We start from the raw sequence: 26,622 nt of genomic DNA, 5'->3' as shown, positions 1-26,622 counted from the left end.
AGACTGATGACGCACAGATCCCTCTTTCGGCGCACCTCCAGAACGGCGGTGACGATCCTCGCAGCGGGCGCGCTGATGCTCCCCGCTGCGACTGCCTTCGCCGAATCGCCGTCCGCCCCCGCTCCGAACCCCGGCCCCGTCACCGTCGCCGACCTCGCCGACTCGAGCGCCGCACAGCAACGGTGGCTCTCCGAGCCCGACTCGCGCGTCGCGCTCAACCCGAGCCACAGCCAGACCGACGACACCCGTCCGAAGGCCGACAACAGCCTGGACACCATGTTCTACGGCGATCAGCGAAAGCGCACGGCCGACGGTGTCGTCCGCAACTCCTTCACCGCGACCGATGCCCCGACCTCGCTCGCCGCCCTCTACGACGAAGGCGACACCACTCCCACGCTCAGCGAAGGCTTCAACGCCGACAGCGCGACGCACTGGCGCAGCACCAACAACGGCGGGGCACTCACAGTCGGCGCCGGCGGCGGAACGGTCGCCCCCGGCGGCGGGAAGGACTGGGGCGCGGTCGGGCGCGACGTCGTCCTGGATGTCGACGCAGATCCCGTCCTCCTCGTCTCAGTCGCTGCCACGACAGGCAAATGGGCACTGAAGATCGCCCCCGACGGCCAGCCCGACATCGTGGTCCAGACCGACACCGCCGCCACCGGAACCTTCGCCTATGACCTGAAGGCTCTGAACGTGCACAGCGGCAAAGTGACCGTAAAGCTCTTCGCGTCGAACAACGGCACGGCCACCTTCCGGGGCCTGTCTGTCCACGCCCGCCCCGGATTGGTCGAGGACTTCTCCGATCTGGGCGCCTGGAGCACGAACGTCCAGTCCAACAACGGCGCGACCATCGCGCGAGCCGCCTCGGGCGTCGGCGCGACCGTGACGAGCGCATCCAGCTCGGGATTCGGCGCGGTCGCCCGGGCCGTCACCGTGAACCTGACCGACAATCCCGTGCTGACCGTCGCCGTCGGGCCCCTCAGCACGGGGTCGAAGTGGGCCTTGAAGCTCACCGGCGCAGACGGCAACGGCGACTTCGCCGTCATCCAGGACGACACCGACGCGACCGGCGTCTTCAGCTACAACCTCGCTGCTCTCACCGGGCGATCCGGCACGCAGACGTTCGGTATCAAGCTGTTCTCGACGAAGACCCCGGTCCCGACGTCTGCCACCTTCACACGACTCTCCCTGCACGGGTCGAACGACTGGCTGCAGAGTCCCAGCGATTACACGAACACCTGGAATCCCCAGTCCCTCGACTGGACGGGAACGTACGGCGGCTCCGGCTCGTACTCGACCAGCGACGTCTTCGTCGATGCCACCACCGTGTCGCGCCTAGTGTCGCCAGCGAACCTCACCGCCGGCAGCCCGACCCTCGCGGGTCGCTTCTCCGGCGTCGCGGGCTGGGACACGGGCGTACGCGTGTTGACGGTCGCCGCCGACAACTACACGCGCGCGGTGGGCTTCCCCGCCGGCGCAGAGGTGCTCTTCTACGACTCGCCCGGTTCTGCGTCTCAGGGCGCCGGGGGGACGTCGTCGCCGACGTCGACCAGCACGGCATGGGTCGCCGTCCTTCCGAACGACGCCAACAGCGCCATCGGCCTGGGATACGCGTACGGAACAGGTGCGGACGCGACGAGCGCAGCCGCGGCCAGCGCCTCCCGGGGTGCGGACGCCTCCGTGGTCGCGGCTGCGCTGCAGATTCGCACGGATGAGTGGAACGCGTACCTGGCTGCTGTGCCGGCCGTAGAGCAGTACACGCTTCGCGCTGTCTCGGCGGAGGGCACGACGGGAGAGGACATCCGTGCGATGTACTACCGCTCCTTCGTGAACCTGAAGCAGACCGTCGTGCCTCCGCAGCCCGAGAGCGGCATCAGCCACGCGCAGGTCGCCACGGGCAAGGCCGCGACCTACAACGGCGGGTCGGAGCGCAACCGCGCCTCGGCGAGCTGGGACTCGCTGCTCGGCATCCAGTACCTCGGCTACACGGAGCCCGCCCTCGCCTGGGACTCGCTCGTGGGAATGATGGCCGACGTCGAGGCAGACGGCGGCTTGAACGGCGAGTCGCTTCCCAGCCGCAAGGCTCAGACGGCGTGGATGCTGTACTCGATCACCGGTGACAAGGACAAGCTCGCCGAGGTCTATCCCGCCATCAAGGCGCACATGGGCTGGTCGAGCGAACACCTCGCCTGGAACATCGACTCGCACTACCCGGGGGGCGGCGTCCCGGCTTCAGAGGAGCGCGATGCCGAGTTCGTGAACTCGCTCGCCATCGACCTGGACTACGCCGCCGAGAGCGCTCGGGTCCTCGGCCTCGACGCCGACGCGGCGTCGTTCCTCGCGCTGCAGAAGACACTCCTCGCGCAGTACCAGGAGTGGTTCTTCATGACCGACGGCAGGGCGGTGCAGTACTACTGGACCAGCAAGCCCGACGCTACATACGACCAGCGCAAGGGCACCGTCAACTACGTCGGCACCGGTCTGCACCTTCCCGGCCTCACCGACGCGGAGACGACGGCCATCATGGCCCGGTTCGACGCGGAGTACGACCCGGTCGCGCAGTTCGCCGGCACGGCATCCGACTCGATCAAAACGCCGGACGCGCAGTTCGTCGCGTACGGCCTGATCGAGCACGGTCAGGCGCAGAAGGTTCAGGTCTATCTCGAGTCGACGCTGCGCGACATCACCCGCACCAACCGGTTCAGCGAGGTGTATCAGCAGGGCAAGAACCCCGGTGACGCACCGATCTCGCGGGGTGAGAGCCCGACGACCTTCGGCATGGCCCACGTCATCGACAATCTGTGGATGCTGAACGGGTACCGTTCCGACGAGGGCACGCCGACCTTCGTGCGGCTGCCGGGGGCGACCGGCGGAGTATCGGGACTGCACCATCTCGGGCGATCCTTCAGCATCGACCTCGACGGCACCCAGGTCGTGCTCGGCGGCGACGCCGCAGCTCAGCCGGGTGTGTGCGATCGGGTCGATGCGCCCGAGGGGCAGCCGATCGAGCTGACCACGACCTGCGGGTCGCTAACGCTGTCGGCGGACACCGTGCAGGCGGGGCAGAAGGTCACCGTGCGAGCGGGAAAGCTGCCGGCGACGACATCCGCCCGGATCGAGCTGCACTCCGACCCCGTGCTGCTGGACGAGGCCACGACTCGCGACGACGGCACGTTGGAGCGGACGGTCCTGATTCCGGCGGACGTCCCCGTGGGCCGTCACACGATCGTCGTGACCTCGGGTGTCGTGGTGGCGCAGGCCGACATCACAGTGCGTGCCCCGCAGGTGTCCGGCGGTGGTGACGGCGGGACGACGCCGAACACCGGCGGCGGCTCGGGCGTCTCCAGCGGCGGGGCGGGCGGCTCCGGGTCGCTCGCCTCCACCGGCGGCGACGTCGTGCTGTGGGCCATGTCGGGCGGCCTCGGCCTCCTCGTTCTCACGGTCGGGATCGTGATGGTCGCACGCGCGAGGAACCGGTCGAGAGCGATCGCACACGACGAGAACGTCTGAGCCCGAACCAGCGCGGGGCGGGTCGCACTCTTCGTGCGGCTCGCCCCGCGCCGCTTCGACGTAACAAGCACTACCGTAGGCGCGGAGCGAGCCCCAACGGAGCGCTTCCGCAATGCGCTGCCCCCGGCAGGCCCCGATGTTGATCGTTGCTTTCGCGTTGGTCTTGCAGATCACCCGGCGGATCTCGACGTCGTAGAGCCTGTCGCAGAATGCCGTATTCGAGCGTCACCAGTGATGGAGGATCTGGTGATCGGGACCGCGGGGGCAAACTCGACGATTCTCCTGGCAAGCGCTCAGGCTTTGGCGGTGTGGGTCTTCCGAATGTTGTAGGCGGCTGCTGCGGGGTTCAGCTCACCTCGGACTGCATCGAGTCCTCTGCGAGAGAGTCGGCTGAGGATTGTTTGAGGGTTCCGATGATGGGCTCGACGGTCGCGCCGCGACGCTTGCAGGTGGCTGGTCCCTGGGCCATCCGGAGCCAGTGAGCCATCGCTTCGCGTGGAGTCGCCCTGGCAGGCGAACGCGTCTACCTCCAGGGCGACGTCACCAACGGCGCGATCCGTGGTAACCGGTTCGTTCGGACGGCGGAATGGCTCGCCTCGGACCGGGCCTACGATCGCAACTGGGCGATCCGCAGCGACGCCGCGGCCCTCCAGCTCTGCGGCCGTCGCCGAGCGCCGGTCGGCGCTTGCGGCCAACGGTCTGAGTGGCCGTGTCGCGCATCAGAGTATGTGGCAGGGGTAGTTAGTTGCTGATGCAGCGCCCCTAGGTCTGATCATCATGAGTCGTCCCCCCGACGATCCCTGCGGAGAAGAAGCTCCGCATTGTGTTGTCTGTGTTGCAGGGTGAGATCTCGATCGCTGAGGCGGCCCGCCGCGAGAAGGTGTCTGAGCAGGCGATCGGGAGCTGGAAGCGGCAGTTCCTCGAGGGTGGGAAGGCCGGGATCGACGCGGGCAAGTCGAAGCCGTCCACCCGGGAGCAGCAGCTCGAGGACGAGGTCGCCGAGCTGACCCAGGCCCTCAGTGAGGCAGCGGTCGAGATCCGAGTGTGGAAGAAGTCCGCCGAGGGCCGGCTGGGCCCTTCGAGGACCTCGAGGTGATCCGCACCCATGCGGGCATGTCGACCGCGAGGTTCTGCCGCCTGATCGACATGCCCGAACGGACCTGGCGGCGGGGGCAGGCCAAAGCCCGCACCGATCGGCCGCCGAAGGGCCCCTGGCCGCAGCCGTCTCGCAGCGCCGTCCGGGACGTCGTGGTCCGGCACGCGGCCGCGCATCCTGCGTGGGGTCACCGGAAGGTCTGGGCGATGACCCGCCATCACGGGTACCGGGTCTCGCAGGCGACCGTGCTGCGGCTGCTGCGCGACGAGGGCCTGCTCCTGGAGGCGAACCACCAGCGGGAGCGTCGCAAGCTCGCCGAGCGCCGCAAGGCCGCGTTCGCGACGGAACCGACGGGCCCGAACCAGGTGTGGCAGCTGGACTTCTCCAAGCACGAGACCACGACCGGCGGAACCTGGCGGATCGCATCCTGCCGGGACTACCGGGCCAAGTACGAGTTCGACGCGCACGTGTCCCCGACAGCGAACAAGCACGACGCCGTCGCCGCGGTCGAACTCGCCCTCGCTGAGGCCGAGGCACTGATGGGACACCCACTGATCGACGACTGCGAGGTCAACGAAGCGACCGGCGAGCTGCTACCGGTCGTGACGATCGTCACTGACAACGGTGGCCCGTTCCGCTCGTTCACGTTCGAAGCGTTCATCGCCGCGCACCCCGAGATCCGGCACGTCCGCACGAGAGTCCGAACGCCGGGTCAGAACGGGTCACGTGAACGTGGCTTCGAGACGATGAAGTACGAGTGGAGGCCGCGAAGAAGATCCGCGCTCTCGGCGGCTACATCACCAACTTCTCGCAGTCCGACATCAACCAGTTCGCGGGCTTCGTCTGGCAGGCCGGCGGGCAGTGGTTCGACAACGGCTCCGACGGCTGGAAGGTCTCGCTCACCGACGACGCCTCCACCAAGGTGGCCGACTACTGGCAGGACCTCATCTCCGAGGACCTCGTCAGCACCTACCCGGCATGGACCGACGAGTGGAACAACGCCTACAACTCGAGCCAGGTCTGGACGTGGAACTCGGCCGTCTGGGGCGCCAACTCGATCTCCAGCGGCGCACCCGACACGTCCGGCAAGTGGTCGGTCGCGCAGATGCCGCAGTGGAAGGCCGGCGACGCCGTCTCCGGCAACTGGGGCGGCTCCTCGATCGCCGTGCTCAAGGGCAGCAAGCACCCGTACGAGGCGTCGAAGTTCGCTCTGTGGCTGAACACCTCGGATGAGGCGCTGACGGCGCTGAACAAGGCCGCCAACATCTACCCCGCGACCACCGAGGGCATGAAGCTCCCGTCGCTGGCCGAGGGCGTCGACTTCTACGGCGGACAGAAGATCTACGACGTGTTCGCGCAGGCGGCCACCGAGGTCACCCCCGACTTCGCGTGGGGCCCGACGATGACGCAGACCTACGCCGACGTCTCGGACGGCTTCAAGGCCGCCGTGTCCGGTTCGGGGACGCTCGCCGACGCGCTGCAGAAGGGTCAGGACTCGACCATCAAGACGCTCGAGTCGCAGTCGATCCCGGTCCAGAAGTAACACCGACCGTGATGCCCCGGGATGCCGCCGCATCCCGGGGCATCACGCGTTCCGGATCGCGTCAGGCACTGTCGCGGACAACGAGCGTCGCGCCGATCTCCTGCGCGGATGCGGCCTCGTCCGTCTCGATCATGCGCACGAGCACCTCGACGGCTCGAGAGCCCAGTGCGTCGAAGTCCTGCCGCACGGTCGTCAACGGCGGACGGTACTCGGCCGCATCCACGATGTCGTCGAAGCCGACGACCGCGATGTCCTCGGGCACGCGGCGGCCCGCGTCGGCGAGGGCGCGCAGCAGCCCGAGGGCCATCTGGTCGTTCGCGACGAAGACGGCGGATGCGGCGGCGAACGCCACCCCGCGCTCGTAGCCCGAGCGGGAGGTCCAGTCGCCGCGCTGCGGCTCGGGGGCCTTGATGCCCGCCTCGGCGAGCTCCTCGCGCCAGCCGCGCTCGCGCTCGGACGCCGCGAAGGAGGTCACCGGGCCGGCCAGGTGATGCACCGTGCGATGACCGGCATCCAGCAGGTGCCGCGTCGCGAGACGCGCGCCGCCCGCGTGATCGGTCTGCACGATCGTGAAGCGGTCGTCGGGCGGCGAGTCGACCACGACGAGACGAAGCCCCGCGGGCGGCTCAGCACCGCGGGCGAGTCGCGTCGCCTCGTTCAGGACGACGGCTCCGTCGACACCCTGATCGCGCAGCTGCGAGAACGCCTCCGCGATGTCGCGGGTGCCGGCGACCGTGACGATCGCGAGCGCGTAGTCGCGTACGGCTGCGGCCTCCGCGATCGCCTGCAGCATGCGCGAGTTACCGACCGAGGCGAGCGTGGACACGACGAGGCCGATCGTGCGGGTCTGCCCGGTACGCAGCGCCCTCGCCGCGCGGTGCATCCGATAGCCCAGCGCGCTCATGGCCGCCTCGACCCTGGCGCGGGTGGCCGGGTCGACGCGCGGACTCTGGTTGACGACGCGCGAGACGGTCTGCGCGGAGACGCCCGCGTGTGCGGCGACATCCGCCATCGATACCCGAGCCATCGCACCCCCGTCGTCATGTTGACGATATCACGCCCGAAATGTAGCGTGTTATCGTGAACACACCTCAGCAGGATGTCGCACTCCTCGGTGCGGGCGTCGTGAAGCGACCCACGCGCCTCGCCGACGGCCGCGAGCTCATCTACTACGACGATCCCGACACCACCCTTCCGCCCGAGCGCAGCATCGATGCCCGCGAGCTGGCGCCGCGTCCGGAGACCGCGACGATGCGCCTCGACGTGCTGACCGGCGACTGGATCTCCATCGCCGCCAACCGTCAGAACCGCGCGTTCCTGCCGCCGGCGGAGCTCGACCCCCTCGCCCCGCAGACACCCACGAACCCTTCGGAGATCCCGTCGCGCTACGACGTGGCGGTCTTCGAGAACAAGTCGCCTTCGTTCGGTCCGGCCCTCGCCACAGCGACCGACGACGTCCCGGCGGCGGTCGACCCGCCGCGGAGTCTCGCGGACCTGGCCGAGTACGGACTCGGCCGTACCCGCACCTCCGTCGGACGCACCGAGGTCGTGTGCTTCAGCCCCGAGCACGCGGGCTCCTTCGGCACCCAGACCGTCACGCGCGCACGCACCGTGATCGAGGCCTGGGCGGATCGCACCGCAGCACTCTCGGCACTGCCCGGCATCCAGCAGGTCTTCCCGTTCGAGAACCGCGGGCAGGAGATCGGTGTGACCCTGCCGCATCCGCACGGGCAGATCTACGCCTACCCGTACGTCACCCCGCGCACGCAGCGACTGCTGGCCGCGCTCGAGCGCACCGGCGACGACCTGTTTGACCGCATCCTCGAGATGGAGTCGCAGAGCGAGCGCGTGATCCTCACCGGCGAGCACTGGACCGCCTTCGTGCCGTTCGCCGCGCGATGGCCCCTGGAGGTGCACCTCGTGCCGCACCGCCACGTCGCCGACTTCGCCGAGACGAACGACGCCGAGCGCGACGAGCTGGCGCCGCTGTATCTGCGGCTGCTGCGCGGCGTCGATGCGCTCTACGACACCCCGACGCCCTACATCGCGGCCTGGCATCAGGCCCCCGTGCACACCGGACGCTCCGGCGCTCGCCTGCACCTCGAACTGACCTCGCCGCGCCGCGCGGCCGACAAGCTGAAGTACCTCGCCGGAAGCGAGGCGGCCATGGGCGCCTGGATCGGCGACGTTCCGCCCGAGACCGCCGCCGCACGCCTGCGCGAGGCCGTAGAAGGAGTATCACTGTGACCCAGACGGACGCGGCCGCCGCCGCCCGCGACCTGTTCGTCGAGCTCACCGGGAGCGCGCCGGTCGGCCACTGGTCGGCGCCCGGCCGGGTGAATCTCATCGGCGAGCACACCGACTACAACGACGGCTTCGTGCTGCCGTTCGCGATCGAGCACCGCACCCACGTCCAATTGGGTCTGCGCGAGGACGGCCGCATCCGCGTCGTGTCGACGTTCGACCCGGTGCCTGTCGAGGTCGCACTCGACCAGCTCGACGCGCTCTTCCCCGAGAGCCGCGACGACGTACCCGAGTGGTCCACGTACCCGCTCGGCGTCGCATGGGCGCTGCTGGCGGCGTCGGGGCGGGATGCGGCGAGCGTCACCGGCGTCGACATCGCGATCGCCTCCGACGTGCCGGTGGGGGCAGGACTCTCCTCCTCCGCAGCGATCGAGGGCGCCACCGCATCCGCTCTCAACGATGTGTGGGAGCTGGGCCTGGACCGCGTAGCGCTCGCGAAGGTCGGCCGCGTCGCCGAGAACGAGGCGGTGGGCGCGCCCACCGGCATCATGGACCAGATGGCCTCGATGCTCGGCGAGCGGGATGCAGCGATCTTCCTCGACTGCCGCACGCTGGACACCACGGTCGTCGACCTTGGCTTCGCGGCCGCGGGTCTCGAGCTGCTGGTGATGGACACGAACGTGAAGCACTCGCACTCGACCGGCGGCTACCGCGAGCGCCGCGCGTCGTGCGAGCTCGGGGCATCGGTCATGGGCGTTCCGGCGCTTCGCGACGTGCGCGTCGAGGACCTCGAAGAGGCACGGACGAAGACCGACGATGTCACCTTCCGGCGGATGCGGCACGTCGTGACCGAGGACCAGCGCGTGCTCGACACCGTCCGGACGCTCGGCGAACAGGGCCCGCGTGCCATCGGTGAGCTGCTGCTCGCCTCCCACGCCTCCATGCGCGACGACTTCGAGATCTCGGTTCCCGAGCTCGACACCGCGGTCGAGGCAGCCATGGCAGCCGGGGCGATCGGCGCGCGTATGACCGGCGGCGGCTTCGGCGGCGCGGCCATCGCGCTCGTCGACGCGGACCGGATCGATGCGGTGTCGGATGCGGTGCGCCGCGCCTTCGCCGACGCCGGGTTCGCCGCCCCCACGATCTTCACCGTGACCCCGTCGGCCGGCGCACACCGCGACGCCTGATCGGCCGCGACGACCTCCACCCGCGCGAAGGAGCACCGATGCACCGCGACGACGACACGACTGCGCACCTGCGCGCCGCAGGTGTGAGCCTGCTGATCGAGCTGACCGACCCGGTTCCCCGCATCCTGCACTGGGGAGCGGATCTCGGCGACGCCACCGATCTCGGCGCGGGCATGCGTCTCACGGGTGCTCCCGCCGTCCTGAACAACGCGCCGGATGCGGCGCGCGCGTTCACGATCTGGCCGACCGAGCGCGACGGCTGGTCGGGGAGCCCTGCCCAGTCCGGTCACGCGGGCGGTGCGGCCACGACACCTCGTCCCCGCCTCGTCGATGCGCGGGTGTCGCACGAGGAGGCGGGGGGCGGCCTGATCCGCATCCTGCTGCACGACGAGGTCACCGGTCTGGACGGTGAGGCGACTTACGCCCTCGACCGCTTCGGTGTGCTGAGCGTCGGGCTCTCCCTCACGCGTCCGGCCGAGAGCGGCACGGACGCACCCTACGATCTGGAGGCGCTGCGCGCCCTCATGCCGGTTCCCGCCCGCGCGAGCGAGGTGCTCGACTTCTCCGGCAAGTGGGTGCGCGAACGCTCGCCGCAACGCGGTGCCTTGCGCGACGGCAGCCACGTGCGGCGCGCGCGGCGCGGCAAGCCCGGGCACGACTCACCGTTCCTGCTCGCGCTGGGAACACCGGGGTTCGGCTTCGGGCACGGTGAGCTCTGGAGCGCGCATCTCGCGTTCTCGGGCGATGCCGAATACCTCGCCGAGAGGCTGCCCGAGAGTGCGGGGGCGCTGCGCTCGGTGATCGGCGTCGGCGAGCTCCTCCGCGCCGGCGAGATCCGTCTCGCGCCCGGCGACCGCTACAACGCCCCGCTCGCGATCTTCACCTGGTCGGATGCGGGCCTCGACGGTCTCTCCGACCGCCTGCACCGGCGCCTGCGCGCGCGTGCCACGCATCCCTCCTCACTCCGACCGCTGACGCTCAACACCTGGGAGGCGGTCTACTTCGACCACGACCTGACGCGTCTGTCCGCGCTCGTCGCGCGCGCCGCCGAGGTCGGCGTCGAACGCCTCGTGCTCGACGACGGCTGGTTCCGCCACCGCCGATCCGACCGCGCCGGCCTCGGCGACTGGTACGTCGACGAGGGCGTCTGGCCCGACGGACTGGGCCCTCTGGTGGAACAGGTACGCGCCGCCCGCATGCAGTTCGGCCTCTGGTTCGAGCCGGAGATGATCAGCCCGGACTCGGACCTCGCGCGCGAGCATCCGGAGTGGATCCTCGCCCCCGCCGAGGGCCTGGGCGGCACATCGCGCCACCAGCAGGTTCTCGACATCGCCCGCCCCGAGGCGTGGGAGTACCTGCTGGAGCGCATCAGCTCACTGGTCACGGCGTACGACATCGACTACCTCAAGTGGGATCACAACCGCGACCTGCTCGAGGCCGTCGCGCACCGCGCCGACGGCGACCGCCCCGCGGTCCACGCGCAGACCCTCGCGCTGTACCGGCTGCTCGACGAGCTGCGGCGCCGGCATCCCGCGCTCGAGATCGAGACGTGCTCTGCGGGCGGCGGGCGAGTGGATCTCGGCATCCTGGAACGCACTGACAGAGTCTGGGCATCGGACTGCAACGATCCCGTCGAGCGGTCGCAGATCGAACGCTGGACGCGCCTGATCGTGCCACCGGAGCTGATCGGCTCGCACCTGGGCGACGCCGAGGCGCACACGACCTCGCGCGTCACCGATCTGTCGTTCCGGTTCCTCACGGCGCTCACCGCGCACGCCGGGATCGAGGCGGACCTGACCCGCCAGGACGACGCACAGCGGGCGGCGACCCGCGCCTGGGCAGATCTCTACCGGGAGCTGCGCCCCCTCGTACACACCGGCCGCATCGTCAACGCGGACCTCATCGACGACGCGACACAGCTCACCGGGATCGTCGCGCAGGACGGATCGCGCGCGCTCTTCACCTGGGCTCGACTGTCGAGCTCCGCCGACGGTCAAGTCGGCCGCATCCCGTTCCCCGGGCTCGATGCGTCAGCGCGGTACGGCATCCGCATCCGCACCGAGGTCGGGCTGGCGAAGCGTCGCGACGTCGCGCCGCCGGAGTGGATCAGCCGCGCCCTCGAGGAAGAGATCGTGCTGGCGGGCGCTGTCCTGGCGACCGCAGGCGTTCCGCTGCCGACGCTGGATCCGCAGCAGGCGATGCTCTTCGACGTGCGACGCCTCGACTGACCCGGGCAGCGGTGGGGATGCGGTGAGCGGAGGACGCCTCGAGGGATGCACGCCCTCCGCTCACCGGATCCTCTCCGCTCACCGCATCCTGAGCCTCAGGCGTTGCCGGCCGCGATCAGCTCGTCGACCTGCTGCTCGCTCACGGGCGCGTTCGGGAAGGCGGCCAGGCGGCCGATCGGGAACGACGCCATCATCTTGACCATCCCCGCGTCATCGCCGAACATCGCCGTGATGGCCGGGCCGATGATCGAGGCCGTCGCGGGGTTCTCCAGCAACTCGCCGATCGACGACTCGCGCGACAGCGGCGGACGCACCTCGTCGCCTGCCAGCTCGAGCGCGACGGACGAGCGGATGTCGCGGCTCGATGAGGCCACGTCGAACACGTACTCGCCGGGCTCCACGACCCAGCCGTCGACCCGGATGTCCCAGTAGGCGAGGTCGCTCCGACGCACGATCAGCTCGGCCGTGCGCGTCTCGCCCGGCTCCAGTGCGACCGACAGGAACGACTTCAGCTCCCGCGGCGCCCGCTGCACCGCCGAGCCCGGCAGCGAGGAGTAGACCTGCACGATCTCGCGGCCGGCGACGTCCCCCGTGTTGGTGACGTCGACCCGAACCCGCACGTCGCCGGTCTCGGTGACCTCGGCGACCGCATCCCCGTAGGAGAAGCTCGTGTAGGAGAGGCCGTGGCCGAACGGGAAGGCGACATCCTTCCCGCTCGCGTCGAACCCGCGGTAGCCGACGAGGAGACCCTCGCCGTAGCGCACGTGGCCGAACTCGCCCGGGAAGCTGCCAAAGGAGGGGGTGTCCTCCAGCCGCAGCGGGATCGTCTCGGTGAGCTTGGCCGACGGGTTGACGTCGCCGAAGAGCACGTCGGCCGTGGCCGAGCCGCCGGCCTGTCCGAGCAGCCATCCCTCCAGGATCGCCGGCACGCGCTCGGCGAAGGGCAGGGCGACGACGCCGCCGTTGGAGAGCACGACCACCACGTTCGGGTTCGCCTTCACGACCTCGTCGACGAGCGCGAGCTGCGCAGCCGGCAGATCGATGTGCGTGCGGTCGAAGCCCTCCGACTCCTCCGCGGCGGGAAGGCCCAGGAACAGCACGACACGTTCTGCGGATGCGGCCGCGGCGACCGCCTCGGCGCGCAGCGCGTCCGCATCCCCGCTGCCGTCGAAGGTGAAGCCCGCGGCGTAGGCGACCTCGCCGTCGGCAGCCTCGCGGATCGCGTCGAGGGCCGCATCCACCCGCGTCGGGTTGATCAGGGAGGAACCCGCACCCTGGAAGCGCGGCTCCGCGGCGAACGCGCCGATCACGGCGATGCGCTGCGAGCGAACGAGCGGGAGGATGTCGCCGTCGTTCTTCAGCAGCACGATCGAGCGGCCCGCGGCCTCGCGGGCGAGAGCGTGGTGGGCCTCGACGTCGAGCACACCGGATGCGGCGGGCCGAGCTCCGGCCTTGCGCACGAGATCGAGCACCCGACCGGCGGCGAGATCCAGGACGGCCTCGTCCAGCGAGCCGTCCTTCACGGCGGCGACGAGCTGTGCGTCGGTGCGGCCGCCGCTCGAGGGCATCTCGAGATCGAGCCCGGCCACGACACCGGCGACCCGGTCGTTGACCGCGCCCCAGTCGGAGACGACGAGCCCCTCGAAGCCCCACTCGCCGCGGAGCACGGAGGTGAGCAGCCACGGGTCCTCGGACGCGTAGACGCCGTTGATGCGGTTGTACGAGCACATGACCGTCCACGGCTGCGCATCCTCGACGACGCGCTGGAAGCCGCGCAGGTAGATCTCGCGCAGCGGCCGGGGGTCGACGTCGCTCGAGACGCGCAGCCGATCGGTCTCCTGGTTGTTCGCGGCGAAGTGCTTGAGCGAGGCCCCCACACCTCGCGACTGGATGCCGCGCACGAGGCCGGCACCCATGACGCCCGAGACGATCGGGTCCTCGGAGAAGTACTCGAAGTTGCGGCCGCACAGCGGGGAGCGCTTGATGTTGACGCCCGGGCCGAGGATCACGGCGACGTCCTCCAGCGCGGACTCCGCGCCCAGGGCGACCCCCACCCGCTCGGCGAGCTCGGGGTCGAACGACGAGCCCAGTCCGACGGCCGGCGGGAAGCAGGTGGCGGGAACGCTCTGCGCGAGACCGAGGTGGTCGCTCGCGGCCGACTGCTTGCGCAGTCCGTGGGGACCGTCGGTCATCATGATCGAGGGCACCCCGACCCGCCCGATCGGCTTGGTGGTCCAGAAATCGCGCCCGCTGGTGAGCGAGGCCTTCTCCTCGAGCGTCAGCTCGGCGGGGGACACATCCGTCATGGTGCTCCTTCGTGATCGCGGCGCTGCTCCGCGCCGACGCGAAAAGCTTATGTCGCTCGGTTTTCGTCGCACAAGCGGTTTCGGGCATATCCTCGGGAACATGACGCAGCGGGGGTCCTACGCGAAGGGCGTCGCCCGGCGCGAGCAGATCCTCGAGGTAGCCCTCGCGGTCATCGCCCGCGAGGGCTACCGCGCCGCATCCGTGCGCGAGATCGCCGACGCCGTGGGGCTCAGCCAGGCGGGGTTGCTGCACTACTTCGACAGCAAGGAGCACCTGTTCGTCGAGATCCTCCGCAAGCGCGACGAGTTGGACCTGCGCACCTACCACCCCGAGGGCGCCGAGGACCTGCCCGCGGCGTACGAGCGGATGATCGCGCACAACGCCCAGGTTCCCGGGCTCGTGCATCTGTTCGCGCGGATGTCGGTGGAGGCGGGCGATCCCGCGCATCCGGCGCACGCGTACTTCGCCGAGCGCACCTCGGGATTCCTCGACGGCCTCCGCGACTGGTTCCAGGAGGCAGCCGAGACGGGGCGGATGACGCCCGACATGTCGCCGGCCACCGCCAGCAGGCTCGTGCAGGCCTCGTGGGACGGCGCGCAGCTGCAGTGGCTGCTGGATCCGTCGGTCGACATGGCCGCGATCGTCCGCGCCGCGTTCCGGAGCGCCTTGACCGGACACCAGGCGCAGCTGCGATGACCGATCCTCTCGTCACCGTCTCGACCGGCACCCTTCGCGGCGTCCGCCGCCCGGGCTCGCTCGCCTTCCTCGGCATCCCGTTCGCGGCCCCACCCGTCGGTGAGAACCGCTTCGCGGCGCCCCAGCCCGTGGCGCCGTGGGAGGGGGTGCGCGACGCGACCGCCTACGGCCCCACCCCGCAGCGCGGCGACACCGGCATCACCCTCATCCCCGAGCCTTCCGTACCGGGCGACGCGACCCTCAACGTGAACGTCTTCACGCCCGACACGGATGCGGCAACCCCCTTCCCCGTCCTCGTGTGGATCCACGGCGGCGGGTACATCTCCGGCTCGCCCGCGAGCCCCTGGTATGACGGTGACACGTTCGCCCGCGAGGGGATCGTCGTCGTGACCCTCTCGTACCGGCTCGGTTTCGACGGGTTCGGGGCGATCGATGGCGCGGCGAGCAATCGCGGCGTGCGGGACTGGATCGCAGCCCTCGAGTGGGTACAGCAGAACATCGCGGCATTCGGCGGCGACCCCGCACGGGTGACGATCGGCGGACAGTCCGCCGGCGGCGGGGCGGTGCTGACGCTGCTCGGGATGCCGGCGGCGCAGCACCTCTTCTCGGCGGCCTGGTCGATCTCCGGCGCTCTGGGAGATGTTCCGCTCGACGAGGCGCGCGCCCGCGCCTCCCGCCTGGCGGTCGCCGCGGGGGTGAGCGCGGACCGCGACGGTTTCGCGTCCGTGCCGGAGGAGACACTGCACGCACTGCAGAGCACGATCGAGCTCGCCCCGCACCGCGGCCGGCTGGCCCCGCTGCGGGAAATGATCGCCGAACGCGCGTGGGGCCCCGCCGTCGACGGCGATCTGCTGCGCACCGACACCCCGACCTCGATCGCGGCGGGCGTCGGTACCGACAAGCCCCTGCTCCTCGGCTCCACGGCCGACGAGTTCACCATGGTCACCGACTCGTTCGCCCCGAAGCTCCGCCTCATCCCGGCCTGGCTGGCATTGGCGGCCCTCGGACTTGACGGCCGCCGGCGCCGGAGGTACCTGCGGGACAACCCGGGCCCGCGCGCGAAGGGCACCGCAGCCGTGCTCGGCCGCTACGTGACCGACCGCGTCTTCGGCGCCCTCGTACCGCGCGTCGCGGACGCCCGCGGCTCGGCCGCCGCGACGTGGACGTACCGGTTCACCTGGAGCTCGCCCACGATCGGCTGGGCCTGCCACTGCCTCGACGTGCCGTTCTGGTTCGGCCGACTGGACGCCGACGGCGTCGCGCGGATCGCGGGCCCGCATCCGCCCGCATCCCTCGCCGAACGGATGCACGCGACGGCGGTGGGGTTCATCCGCGACCACAGGGCGTCCTGGACCCCGTGGGGAGAGGCGCCCGGCACCACACAGGTCTTCGACGTCGACTCCCCCGTCGTCGAAGACGGCTACGCCGGCACCGCCGCCCTGCTCTGACGCTCCCGCTCTTTTTGCGCGCCTTTCCCGCGAGACTGCATTTCCCGCACGAGATCACTGGGTTTACCCGTGATCTCGTGACGCGAATGCAGTCTCGCGGTCCTGCCGGTCCGGCCGGCTCAGGCCTCGCGGGGCAGGGGCGGGATGAGCACGGCACGCGGCATCCGCTGACGCATCACGGCGACCGCATCAGCGTTGTCGTCGACGAGCACCGCATGGCGGCCGAGGGGAGCCGCGACCGCGCCGGTCGTGCCGCTGCCGGCGAAGAGGTCCAGCACCGCGTCGCCGGGGCGGCTCGACGCCTGCACGATGCGGCGCAGCACGCCCTCGGGCTTCTGCGTCGGGTAGCCCGTCTTCTCGCCGCCGGAGGTCGGCACGATCGTGTGCCACCACACGTCTGTCGGCAGCTTGCCGCGCGCGGCCTTCTCCGCCGTGACGAGCCCCGGCGCCATGTACGGCTCGCGATCCACCGCATCCGCATCGAAGAAGTACCGCGCTGGATCCTTCACGTACACGAGGATCGTCTCGTGCTTCGTCGGCCATCGGCGGCGAGTCTTGGCGCCGTAGTCATAGGCCCACACGATCTCGTTCAGAAACCGCTCGCGACCGAACAGGGCGTCGAGCATCACCTTCGCGTAGTGCACCTCGCGGTAGTCGAGATGCAGGTACAACGTGCCGTCATCGGCGAGCAGCCGCCACGCCTCGAGCAGCCGCGGCTCGAGGAAGCCCCAGTAGTCGTCGAACCGGTCGTCGTACGCGCGCAGGTCGCCCCGCAGACGCGCATACTCCTGGCCACGGAAGCCGGGACGTGAGACCGCATCCGGAGCGGGGGTGGTCACCGTCTCGATCGCGCGGATGCGGGAGCGCCCCGTGTTGAACGGCGGATCGAGGTAGACGAGCGTGAAGGCTCCGGAGGGGAGCTCCTTCGCGATCGCCAGGTTGTCGCCGTGGTGGATGGCGACGGTTCCGGGGGTGGGCCCGCTCACGGCACGCGCTGCAACCACGCATCCGTGGCGAACTTGCTCTGCACGAGCGCCTCCGCCTCGGCGTATTCCTCGTCGGTGATATGTCCGGTCGTCGCGCCGTACATCGTGCTGAACGTGCTGATGAAGCGCTCGATGATCTGCTCGCGCGGCAGCCCAGTCTGGCGCCGCAGCGGGTCGACGCGCTTCGCGGCCGACACTGTGCCCTTGTCGCTCAGCTTCTCGCGGCCGATGCGCAGCACCTCGGTCATGACCTCGCCGTCGAGGTCGTAGCTGAGGGTCGCGTGGTGCAGGACGCCGCCGTTGGCGAGGCGCTTCTGCGCGGCACCGCCGATCTTGCCCTGCGGAGAGGAGATGTCGTTGAGAGGCTGGTACGTCGCCTCGACCCCAAGCGAGCGCAGCGCCTGCAGCGCCCAGTCGTCGAGGAACGCGTAGGAGTCCGCGAACGTCATGCCCGCCACGAGGGATGCCGGCACGTAAAGCGAGTACGTGATGATCGCGTTGGCGCCCATCATCATCGCGCCGCCACCCGAGATGCGCCGCACGACGTCGTAGCCGTGGCGAGCCGCACCCTCCGGGTCGACCTCGTTGCGCAGCGACTGGAATGAGCCGATCACCACCGCGGACTCGTTCCATTCCCAGAGCCGGAGCGTGGGGTTGCGGCGTCCGTCGCCGACGCGGGCGGTGAGCACCTCGTCGAGGGCGAGGTTCATCCGCGGCGAGACGGGCGCGTCGTGCACGACCTCCCAGGAGAAGTCCTTCCATCCGGGAGCGGCGACCAGCGCCCGTCGCACAACCGTGCCGACCGCCTCGGGCGAGAAGCCCAGCAGCTGCGCGCCGTCGGGAAGCGCCTGGCGCACGGCGGCGGCGATCGCGGCCGCATCCGTCTCGACCGACAGCCCCTCGACCGCGCGGTTGATGTCGAGCAGAGCCTCGTCCGGCTCGAGGAAGAAGTCGCCGGCGAGGTGCACGTCGGCGATGCGCCCCTCCCGCACCTCGAGATCGACGACAACGAGCTTGCCCCCGGGGACCTTGTACTCACCGTGCATGCTCTCAGCCTAGGTCGCCCGCTCCCCCGCCGGCCTTGATCCTCGGCCCACACCCGGGCAATCGCCGCATCAGCCGCGTCTCGGGCTCAGCCTCTTCGCCCTGTCTCTCGCCCCTCGTCCCTACTTGCCGCCGAGACTGCATTTCCGGCACGAGATCACGGTTAATACCCGTGATCTCGTGTTCGAAATGCAGTCTCGCGGAAGAAAGAGGTCGTGGGTGGCGAGAGCGCGGGAGAAAGAGCGCTCAGACGCGGGAGGGGATGCGGGCGTCGAGCCAGGCCAGGAGGTCGGCGCGCACGTCGGCCTGCATCACCTCGTTGAAGATCTCGTGGCGCGCGCCCGGGTAGACGAGGGTCGTGACGTCGGTAAGCCCGGATCGCTCGCGGTACTCGGCGGCGAGCTTGTGGACGCTGCGCGGGCCGCCCACGGTGTCGTCGCGCCCGACCATGAGCAGGATCGGGATGTCGCGACCCAGGTTCCGGCGCGGACGGCCGAACAAGCGCGCGGCATCGACGGGGCCGAAGAGCTTCAGCAGGGGCGTGCCCGTGGTCAGCGGGTCATCGACGAACGCGCGTCCCACCGAGAGGTCGCTCGAGAGCCACGCGGTGCCCGTGGCATCCTCTCGCCGCCACGGCGCGTTGAGGTTGCCGGCGTTGAGGGTTCCCGGCAGACGCAGCGCCGACCCCGACAGCACGACGGCGTCGTAGGCCTCCGGATGCCGGTTCACCAGGATCTGCGCGAGGAAGGACCCCCACGAGTGGCCGAGCAGCACGAGCGGCAGGTCGGGGTTCTCGTCGCGGATGCGGCGGGTCAGCTGCCAGACCGCATCCACCGCCGCCCGGTGCCCGCCTCGGCCGAGCCGGCCGAGCCGCGCGGGATCGCCCCACTGCTTCATACCGGTGCGCCCGTGCCCGCGATGGTCGTCCGCGTACACCGTGAAGCCCGCGGCAGTGAGGGCGGCGATGAGCACGGGATAACGACCGGCGTGCTCACCCACGCCATGAAGCAGTTGGATGACACCACGCGCGGTGCCCTGGGCGGGATGGACGTCGTAGACGATGGCGACGCCGAGCGCGTCGGTGAACTCCGGCATGCTCTCGATGTTATGGGTCGCGCGCGGCTCGGACGGGTGTAATCTCTCGTCGAGAAAGCTAGAAAAGCGAGACATATTATGAACGCTCCGTCATCACGTCGCTGGGCGGGCCTGGTGTTCATCAGCGTCGCCGTGTCGCTGATCATCGTGGACTCGACGATCGTGAACGTCGCCGTGCCCTCGATCGTCGACGAGCTCGGCGTCTCCTCGACCGAGGTGCAGTGGATCCAGGAGGCGTACACCCTCGTCTTCGCCGCGTTCCTCCTGCTGTTCGGGTCGATCGCCGATCGGATCGGCCGGCGACGGCTCATGCTCATCGGCGTCGCACTCTTCGCGCTCGCCTCCATCGGCGCGGCGCTCGCGCCGGACGGGCGCCTGCTGATCCTCGCCCGACTCGTGCAGGGCGTGGGCGGCGCGATGATCCTGCCGACGACCCTCTCCCTCATCAACGCGACCTTCCGCGGCAAGGAGCGTGGCGTCGCGTTCGCCGTGTGGGGCTCGACGATCGGCGGCATGGCGGCCGTCGGACCTCTGCTGGGCGGCTGGCTCACCACGGCGTTCTCGTGGCGCTGGGCGTTCGGCATCAACCTGCCGCTCGCCGTCGTCATCGTGATCGGCGTCCTGCTGACCGTTCCGGAGTCCCGCGAATCGGCCCGACGCGGCATCGACGGGGTGGGCGCCTTCCTGTCCGTCGTCCTGTTCGGTTCGCTCGTGTTCGGTCTCATCGAGGGGCGCACCTACGGCTGGTGGCAGAACAGCGACACCACGTTTTCGCTCGGCTCGTTCAGCTGGCCGTTCTCGATCTCGCCCGTCCCCGTGGCCTTCGCGATCGCCGCCGTCGCGCTCATCGCCTTCATCTCCTGGAGCGTGCACCGGGTGCACCGCGGACGCGCCGCTCTCCTCGATCTGTCCCTGTTCCGCATCGGCACCTTCCGCGACGGCAACCTCGTCGCGCTCACGGTCGCGCTCGGCGAGTTCGGCATCATCCTGTCGTTGCCCCTCTGGCTGCAGTTCGTGCTCGGATTCGACGCACTGCAGACGGGCCTGGTGCTTCTGGCCCTCGCGATCGGCTCCTTCGTCGCGAGCGGATTCGCCGGCGCCGCATCCGGTCGCGTGACGCCGGTCACGATCGTGCGGGTCGGACTTCTCGCGGAGATCATCGGCATCGTCTGGGTCGGTCTCGTCGTCGCCCCGGATGCGGCGTGGGGCTGGCTGCTGCCGGCGCTGTTCGTCTACGGATTCGGCGTGGGGCTCGCGACCGCACAGCTCACGGGCGTCATCCTGCAGGACGTCCCGGTCGAGCTGTCCGGGCAAGGCTCGGGCACGCAGTCCACGTCTCGCCAGGTCGGCGCGGCACTCGGCGTCGCGATCCTCGGCACGGTGCTGTTCACCTCGACCGGCGGCCTGCTGGCGAGCTCGCTCGACGATGCGGGGGTGCCCGCATCCCAGCGCGACCAGATCGTCTCGAGCGTCGTCGACTCCGCGGGCGGCGCCATCGCAGGTCTCGCCGCGAACCCGCAGACCGCCGAGATCGCGACCGCCGCCGAGACGGCCTTCTCCGACGGCACCCGCTACGCCGCGTTCACCGCGGCGGGATTCATCGCCGTGGGCCTGGTGGCGACCCTCACCCTCGGCGGGCGTCGCCGCGAGCAGGTCGAGTCCGGATAGTCGCTCGATCCTTAGCAAGACTAATGAGCTATGCTAAGGATCGAGATGACCGACGAATCCCCCCGCGCCGCAGAAGCGGCAGAGCTGCGCATGTCCGTCTTCCGTCTCGCCCGGCGCCTGCGCGCCCAGCGCGCGGTCGACTCGATGAGCGACGGGCAGTTCTCGGTGCTCATGGCACTGAAGGTCAACGGCACGCGCACGCTCGGCGAGCTCGCCGCGCGCGAGCGGGTGACGGCTCCGTCCATGAACCGCACGGTCAACTGCCTCGAGGAGTCGGGCTACCTCGAACGCCGCAGCGACGACACCGACCGTCGCAAGGTCAACATCGTGCTCACGGATGCGGGCCGCGCCGTCGTCGAAGAGACGGTGCGCCGCCGCAACGCCTGGCTGGAAGAGGCGCTCGACGAGCTCGACGCCGATGAGCGCGCGACGCTGCACGCCGCATCCGAGATCCTGCGCAAGGTGGCCGAGCGATGAGTGCCATGTTCCGCTCGATGCGGCTGTTCAACTACCGCGTCTGGTTCCTGGGCGCGCTGGTCTCGAACATCGGCGGGTGGATGCAGGCGACCGCCCAGGACTGGGTGGTGCTGACGCAGCTCACCGACAACGACGCCACGGCCATGGGCGTCACGATGGCGCTGCAGTTCGGCCCGCCCCTCGTGCTCGTGAGCGTCACCGGCTGGGCAGCCGACCGCTTCGATCGCCGGCGGATGCTGCTGGTCACCCAGTCGACGCTGATGCTGCTGGCCGTCACCGTCGGCGTCCTCCTGCTGACGAACGTCATGACGCTGCCGCTCATGTGGTGCTTCGCGGCGGCGTTCGGCGTCGCGAACGCGTTCGACGCACCCGCGCGTCAGGCGTTCGTGACCGACATCGTGTCGCGCGACGACGCCTCCAATGCCGTCGCCCTCAACTCCGCATCCTTCAATGCCGCGCGCCTGCTCGGACCGGCGATCGGCGGCGTGCTGATCGTGCTCGTGGGCACCGGGTGGGTCTTCATGGTCAACGCGGGCACCTTCCTCGCGATGCTCGTCGCACTCATGCTCGTGCGCGTACGCGAGCTGGTCCCGCGCACGAGGGCGCCGGGCGGTGCGCGCCTGGCCGACGGCTTCCGCTACGTCGCGGGACGACCGGATCTCAAGGTCATCTTCGCGATGGTGTTCCTGATCGCCGCGTTCGGCATGAACTTCCCGATCTTCGCCTCGACCATGGCGGTGCAGTTCGGGCAGCAGGCCGACGGGTACGGGCTGCTGAGTTCCGTGCTCGCCATCGGCTCACTCGCGGGCGCACTGCTCGCCGCGCGGCGCGATCGCGCCCGGATGCGGGTCGTGATCGCAGCTCTCGGCGCCTTCGGCGTCTTCTCGCTCATCTCCGCGGCGATGCCCACATACCCGCTCTACGCGGTGAGCCTCGTGTTCGTCGGCTTCAGCACCGTCACGATCCTCACGACCGCGAACGGCTACGTGCAGACCACGACCGACCCCGCCCTGCGCGGTCGCGTGCTCGCGCTATACATGGCGGTCATCATGGGCGCCACCCCCATCGGGGCCCCGATCGCCGGGTGGGTCGCCGACGCGTGGGGCCCCCGCACCGCGATCGACGTCGGCGCGGTCGCGGGTCTCATCGGCTGCGCGATCGGCGTCACCTGGCTCCTCGCATCCGGTCGGGTGCACCGCGATCCCGAGGCGCGTCTGCGCTTCGAGATCGACGAGACCCGACCCGTGCGCGTCGTCGCCCCCGAGGAGTTCAGCGACGAGGTGGCCGCGGCGACCGCCCCGGTCACCCTCCCGGATGCGGCCGCCCGCCGCCGCATCCGCCGCCGCTCGCCGCGCACCGCCCGCGCCCCGCGTCCCTGACCCGCCGCGGCAGGCCTGGCGCGCCCGCCCCGCCGCGCGCGAACGTCGGAGATTGGGCCCGATGTCGGAGGTTTCTGGTCGCATCCTCCGACATTCGGCCGATTCTCCGACCGGGCCGAGGCGCGGCGCGGGGGTCAGGCCTCGCGGGTGATCGTCACCTTCACGTGCAGGTTGCTCTTGAACGGGCCCGCGTACACGCCACGCAGCGGCGGCACGTCGTTGTAGTCGCGGCCGCGACCCACGAGCACGTGGCGGTCGCCGATCTCGATGTTGTTCGTCGGGTCGAAGCCGGTCCACTCGCCGGCGAACCATTCGACCCAGGCGTGGGACTCCCCCGTCACCGCGACGCCGACCTCGGCCTGCGGACGCGGGTGCAGATAGCCCGACACGTAGCGCGCGGGGATGCCCACCGAGCGCAGCGCCCCGATCGCGATGTGCGCCATGTCCTGACACACACCCTTGCGCGCCTCCCACGCGTCGATGGCCGTGGAGTGCACGCCCGTGACGCCGTGCATGTACTCCACCGCATCCCCGATCGCGACGCAGATCTCGTGCGCCGCGCGGCCCGGGTCGTCGTGACGTGACGCGTAGGATGCCGCGAGTTCCGCGACCTCGGGATGCGGGCGTGTGCGGTGCGTCTGCGTCAGCTGCTCAACCGTCTCGAGCGACCGCGCCGCCTCGACGGCGAGCCGGTCCCAGGTGATGCCGGTGTGCTCGATGGGCCGCGGACGCACCTCGACGAGGGAGCGGGCGGTGATCGTCAGCGCCTGGTGCGGCGAGAGCACGTCGAACGCGCTCACCCGCGTGCCGAAGTAGTCGACGTAGGTGTTGACGGCGGTCGACGGCTCGATCTCGAGCGCCGCGCTGAGCACGAACTGGCTCTCGGTGGTGCCGGGCAGCATCCGCGCCTCGTTGTAGGAGGCGGAGACGTCGCCGCCGTATCGGAAGCCCGTCTCGTGCTCGATCCGCAGCCGCTTCATGAGGTCTCTCCGATCCAGCTGGGCTCGGCCTGCGTCGGGAAGAAGCGCTGGCGGATGGCGTCGGACGCTTCGCGCGTCACGGTCTGCACCCGGAGCATATGGGCGGGCAGCTCGCTCAGGATGTCACCGATCGGCAGATACTCGAGGTCGTTGCGGATGCGGCCGAGCGCCCGCAGCACCTGATTGGACTGCCCCACGCGGTCCTCGCGCGGGTCGATGGCCGAGATGCACTCCTCGGCCCGCGAGATCGAGTAGATGATCGAGCGCGGGAAGAGGCGGTCCAGCAGCAGGAACTCCGCGGCGTTTCGCGCACTCGGCATCCCGCGATAGGTGCGCAGGTACGCCTCGTACGCACCGCAGGAGCGCAGGATGGTGGTCCACGACGGCCCGGATGCCTCGGTCAGCGATCGGGTCGCGAGGAGCCTCGCCGTCATGTCGGCCCGCTCGATCGAGCGACCGAGGGTGAAGAACTGCCAGGCCTCGTCCCGACTCGTCGAGGAGTCGACGACGCCGACGGCGAGGGCGGCGCGCTCGCGCACCCACTGGAAGAACTCGTGCACCTTGTCGGTCTGCAGTCGGCGCGGCATCCGCGCGTTGGTCGTGTTGAGACACTCCCACAGCTCGGTCGAGACGATCTCGCGCGCGCGGCGGGCGTTCTCGCGGGCCGAGGTCAGCGAGTAGAGGATGCTCGAGGGGTTCATGCGGTCGACGGCGAGGCGCGCGAGCACGTGCTCGCGGGTGACCGTCTCGACGCCGTCGGGCGGCAAGGATCCCATGACCGCGAGCAGCGAGCGGCAGGCGGTGTCCTCGTCGATCCAGGGGTCCTCGAGCAGCAGCTGCAGATGCACGTCGAGGATGCGGGCGGTGCCGTCGCTGCGCTCGATGTAGCGCCCGATCCAGAACAGGCTCTCGGCGATCCGGCTCAGCAGCATTCCGCACCCCCATCCATGTCCCGATTGCTGCAAGGCATGTCCCGGTTGCCGCAGTTTTCGGGGTCGACTCCTGCGGAAAGTGGGACATGCCGTGGGGCGGATGCGGCCTGTTGTTGCTGCTCCTGCTGCTCGACGTGGGAGCGCGGGCGGTCATGCGGCGAGTGATCGACCTCGTCGGGGGTGACCTCGAGTGCCGCATCCGTGATGATCGGGATGGCCTGCGTGATCGTCGAGGCCTGGTCGGCCACGAGCCCCGCCAAGCCCTGGCCCTGGCCGTACTCGACGTGGCCGGGCGCTGCGCCGCCGACCACCCACGTGTCCTTGGAGCCGCCACCCTGGCTCGAGTTGACGACGAGCTGACCCTCCGGAAGCGCCACCCGGGTGAGCCCGCCGGGCAGTACCCAGATGTCGTCGCCGTCGTTCACGGCGAACGGTCGCAGGTCCGCGTGACGCGGCCGCATCCCGTCTTCGACGAGGGTGGGGATGGTGGAGAGCATGACCACGGGCTGCGCGATCCACCCGCGCGGGTCGGCCAGCAGGGTCTTGCGGAGCGTGTCGAGCTCGGCGCGGGATGCGTCGGGGCCGACGACGAGTCCCTTGCCGCCGGAGCCGTCGACGGGCTTCACGACGAGCTCGTCGAGCCGGTCGAGCACCTCTTCCAGCGCCGCCGGATCCTCCAGCCGCCAGGTGTCGACGATCGGCAGGATGGGCTCCTCCGACAGGTAGTAGCGGATGAGGTCGGGCGTGTACGTGTAGAGCAGCTTGTCGTCGGCGACGCCGTTGCCCACCGCGTTCGCGATCGTGACGTTGCCCATGCGCGCGGCGAGCATGAGCCCGGGCGCGCCCAGCATCGAGTCGGCGCGGAACTGGAGCGGGTCGAGGAAGTCGTCGTCGACACGGCGGTAGATGACGTCGACGCGCTTGGGCCCGCGGGTGGTGCGCATGAAGACGCGCCCGCCCATGCACAGCAGGTCGCGTCCCTCGACGAGCTCCACGCCCATGAGTCGCGCGAGCAGTGTGTGCTCGAAGTACGCCGAGTTGTAGACGCCGGGAGTCAGCACGACGACGTTGGGGTCGTCGATTCCGGGCGGAGCCGAGGCGCGCAGGGCCGCGAGCAGCTTGTTGGGGTAGTCGCCCACGGGGCGCACCCGCATCGAGAGGAACAGCTCCGGCAGGGTCTGCGCCATGACCCGCCGGTTGGAGATGACGTAGCTGACGCCCGAGGGCACCCGAACGTTGTCCTCGAGCACCCGCATCTTGCCGTGCTCGTCGCGGATGAGATCGATGCCGGACACCTGGATGCGGACGCCGTTCGCCGAGTGGATGCCGGCTGCCTGGCGGTAGAAATACTGGCTCGACGCGATGAGCCGTGCGGGGATCACGCCGTCGCGCACGCAGTTCTGGCGGCCGTAGGCGTCGTCGAGGAAGGCCTCGAGGGCGCGGACGCGCTGCTTGACGCCCGCCTCGATCTCGCTCCACTCCGCGTAGTCGATGATGCGAGGCACCGCATCCAGCGGGAACGGCCGCTCCTCGCCCGCGAAGTCGAAGGTCACACCCTGCGCGAGGTAGCTGGAGGCGAGCGACTCGGTGCGTCCGCGCAGCTCCTCCTGCGTCATGCGCGCCAGCGCCTGGTAGAGCTCCCGATAGGCTCTGCGTGACTCCGCCGCGGCCCCGGGGTGCGCGGGATGACCGAACATCTCGTCGAAAGCGGGCAGCCCCTGCGGGGTCTTGCGCGGCGCGAGAGTGGAGCCGTAGCCGTCGAACAAGTCGCCCATGCGATGAGCCTAATCGCGAGCGTATTG

At 70.2% G+C, this 26,622-nt stretch carries 18 protein-coding genes and 1 pseudogene; 11 read left to right on the top strand and 8 right to left on the bottom strand.

Translation table 11 applies throughout. From position 1 onward, the window contains the following. The first annotated feature begins 6 nt into the window (after positions 1 to 6). The 3 genes and pseudogenes from KYX17_RS08950 to KYX17_RS08935 all read left to right on the top strand — a co-directional run. Complete coding sequence (locus tag KYX17_RS08950) at positions 7 to 3,510, top strand: hypothetical protein (protein ID WP_243226648.1); 3,504 nt, start codon at positions 7 to 9, stop codon at positions 3,508 to 3,510. 796 nt (positions 3,511 to 4,306) lie between these two features. Beyond that, on the top strand, positions 4,307 to 4,606 hold the full coding sequence (locus KYX17_RS08945) for a helix-turn-helix domain-containing protein (RefSeq protein WP_308220873.1): 300 nt from the start codon (positions 4,307 to 4,309) through the stop codon (positions 4,604 to 4,606). 760 nt (positions 4,607 to 5,366) lie between these two features. Then, positions 5,367 to 6,149: pseudogene (locus KYX17_RS08935) on the top strand (sugar ABC transporter substrate-binding protein); the annotation flags it as partial. A gap of 61 nt (positions 6,150 to 6,210) precedes the next feature. Here the strand turns inward: KYX17_RS08935 and KYX17_RS08930 are convergent. Further along, positions 6,211 to 7,176 (bottom strand): LacI family DNA-binding transcriptional regulator, encoded by a 966-nt coding sequence (locus tag KYX17_RS08930; RefSeq protein WP_243226646.1) that lies wholly within the window; start codon positions 7,174 to 7,176, stop codon positions 6,211 to 6,213. Between the two features lie 53 nt (positions 7,177 to 7,229). Between KYX17_RS08930 and galT the strand changes: the two genes are divergently transcribed. From galT to KYX17_RS08915, 3 genes are read left to right on the top strand one after another with little or no spacing between them, the layout of a single operon-like run. Continuing rightward, positions 7,230 to 8,396: a galactose-1-phosphate uridylyltransferase gene (gene galT, locus KYX17_RS08925; protein WP_243226645.1), complete on the top strand. Its 1,167-nt coding sequence runs from the start codon at positions 7,230 to 7,232 to the stop codon at positions 8,394 to 8,396. Beyond that, positions 8,393 to 9,580, top strand: coding sequence for a galactokinase (gene galK / locus KYX17_RS08920; RefSeq protein WP_243226644.1), 1,188 nt, complete (start codon positions 8,393 to 8,395; stop codon positions 9,578 to 9,580). Before galT ends, galK begins: the two co-directional genes overlap by 4 nt. A gap of 38 nt (positions 9,581 to 9,618) precedes the next feature. Next, positions 9,619 to 11,808, top strand: coding sequence for an alpha-galactosidase (locus KYX17_RS08915; protein WP_243226643.1), 2,190 nt, complete (start codon positions 9,619 to 9,621; stop codon positions 11,806 to 11,808). A 95-nt stretch (positions 11,809 to 11,903) separates the two neighbouring features. On the opposite strand, the gene KYX17_RS08910 is transcribed toward KYX17_RS08915, so the two are convergent. Further along, entirely contained in the window at positions 11,904 to 14,114 is a 2,211-nt protein-coding gene (locus KYX17_RS08910; protein ID WP_243226642.1) for a glycoside hydrolase family 3 C-terminal domain-containing protein, read from the bottom strand. 100 nt (positions 14,115 to 14,214) lie between these two features. Here KYX17_RS08910 and KYX17_RS08905 point away from each other — a divergent pair, with 100 nt between their 5' ends. Together KYX17_RS08905 and KYX17_RS08900 are read left to right on the top strand one after the other, a co-directional pair. Next, complete coding sequence (locus tag KYX17_RS08905) at positions 14,215 to 14,811, top strand: TetR/AcrR family transcriptional regulator (RefSeq protein ID WP_243226641.1); 597 nt, start codon at positions 14,215 to 14,217, stop codon at positions 14,809 to 14,811. Continuing rightward, positions 14,808 to 16,259 carry a carboxylesterase/lipase family protein gene (locus KYX17_RS08900; protein WP_243226640.1) on the top strand — a complete coding sequence of 484 codons (1,452 nt, stop codon included), beginning with the start codon at positions 14,808 to 14,810 and terminating at the stop codon, positions 16,257 to 16,259. Before KYX17_RS08905 ends, KYX17_RS08900 begins: the two co-directional genes overlap by 4 nt. Positions 16,260 to 16,378: 119 nt before the next feature. On the opposite strand, the gene KYX17_RS08895 is transcribed toward KYX17_RS08900, so the two are convergent. The 3 genes from KYX17_RS08895 to KYX17_RS08885 form a co-directional block, all read right to left on the bottom strand. Then, positions 16,379 to 17,245, bottom strand: coding sequence for a site-specific DNA-methyltransferase (locus tag KYX17_RS08895; RefSeq protein WP_243226639.1), 867 nt, complete (start codon positions 17,243 to 17,245; stop codon positions 16,379 to 16,381). After that, complete coding sequence (locus KYX17_RS08890; RefSeq protein WP_243226638.1) at positions 17,242 to 18,291, bottom strand: biotin/lipoate A/B protein ligase family protein; 1,050 nt, start codon at positions 18,289 to 18,291, stop codon at positions 17,242 to 17,244. Before KYX17_RS08890 ends, KYX17_RS08895 begins: the two co-directional genes overlap by 4 nt. Positions 18,292 to 18,535: 244 nt before the next feature. Then, positions 18,536 to 19,384, bottom strand: a complete 849-nt coding sequence (locus tag KYX17_RS08885) for an alpha/beta fold hydrolase (protein WP_243226637.1) — start codon at positions 19,382 to 19,384, stop codon at positions 18,536 to 18,538. 78 nt (positions 19,385 to 19,462) lie between these two features. Between KYX17_RS08885 and KYX17_RS08880 the strand changes: the two genes are divergently transcribed. Genes KYX17_RS08880 through KYX17_RS08870 form a run of 3 tightly spaced genes read left to right on the top strand, consistent with a single transcriptional unit; the run spans position 19,463 to position 22,908 of the window. Beyond that, complete coding sequence (locus KYX17_RS08880; RefSeq protein WP_243226636.1) at positions 19,463 to 21,052, top strand: DHA2 family efflux MFS transporter permease subunit; 1,590 nt, start codon at positions 19,463 to 19,465, stop codon at positions 21,050 to 21,052. A 45-nt stretch (positions 21,053 to 21,097) separates the two neighbouring features. Next, positions 21,098 to 21,529, top strand: coding sequence for a MarR family winged helix-turn-helix transcriptional regulator (locus tag KYX17_RS08875; protein WP_243226635.1), 432 nt, complete (start codon positions 21,098 to 21,100; stop codon positions 21,527 to 21,529). A 5-nt stretch (positions 21,530 to 21,534) separates the two neighbouring features. After that, entirely contained in the window at positions 21,535 to 22,908 is a 1,374-nt protein-coding gene (locus KYX17_RS08870) for an MFS transporter (protein WP_243227280.1), read from the top strand. A gap of 134 nt (positions 22,909 to 23,042) precedes the next feature. On the opposite strand, the gene KYX17_RS08865 is transcribed toward KYX17_RS08870, so the two are convergent. From KYX17_RS08865 to KYX17_RS08855, 3 genes are read right to left on the bottom strand one after another with little or no spacing between them, the layout of a single operon-like run. Further along, the gene (locus KYX17_RS08865; RefSeq protein ID WP_137418863.1) at positions 23,043 to 23,888 is read right to left on the bottom strand and encodes a transglutaminase family protein; all 846 of its coding nucleotides are present in this window, start codon (positions 23,886 to 23,888) and stop codon (positions 23,043 to 23,045) included. Next, complete coding sequence (locus tag KYX17_RS08860; protein ID WP_243227279.1) at positions 23,885 to 24,817, bottom strand: alpha-E domain-containing protein; 933 nt, start codon at positions 24,815 to 24,817, stop codon at positions 23,885 to 23,887. Before KYX17_RS08860 ends, KYX17_RS08865 begins: the two co-directional genes overlap by 4 nt. After that, entirely contained in the window at positions 24,811 to 26,595 is a 1,785-nt protein-coding gene (locus KYX17_RS08855; protein WP_243226634.1) for a circularly permuted type 2 ATP-grasp protein, read from the bottom strand. Before KYX17_RS08855 ends, KYX17_RS08860 begins: the two co-directional genes overlap by 7 nt. Between the last annotated feature and the right edge of the window lie 27 nt (positions 26,596 to 26,622).

The sequence above is a fragment of the Microbacterium sp. CIAB417 genome (genome assembly GCF_022788845.1).
This window is presented reverse-complemented; position numbering and strand designations above follow the sequence as displayed.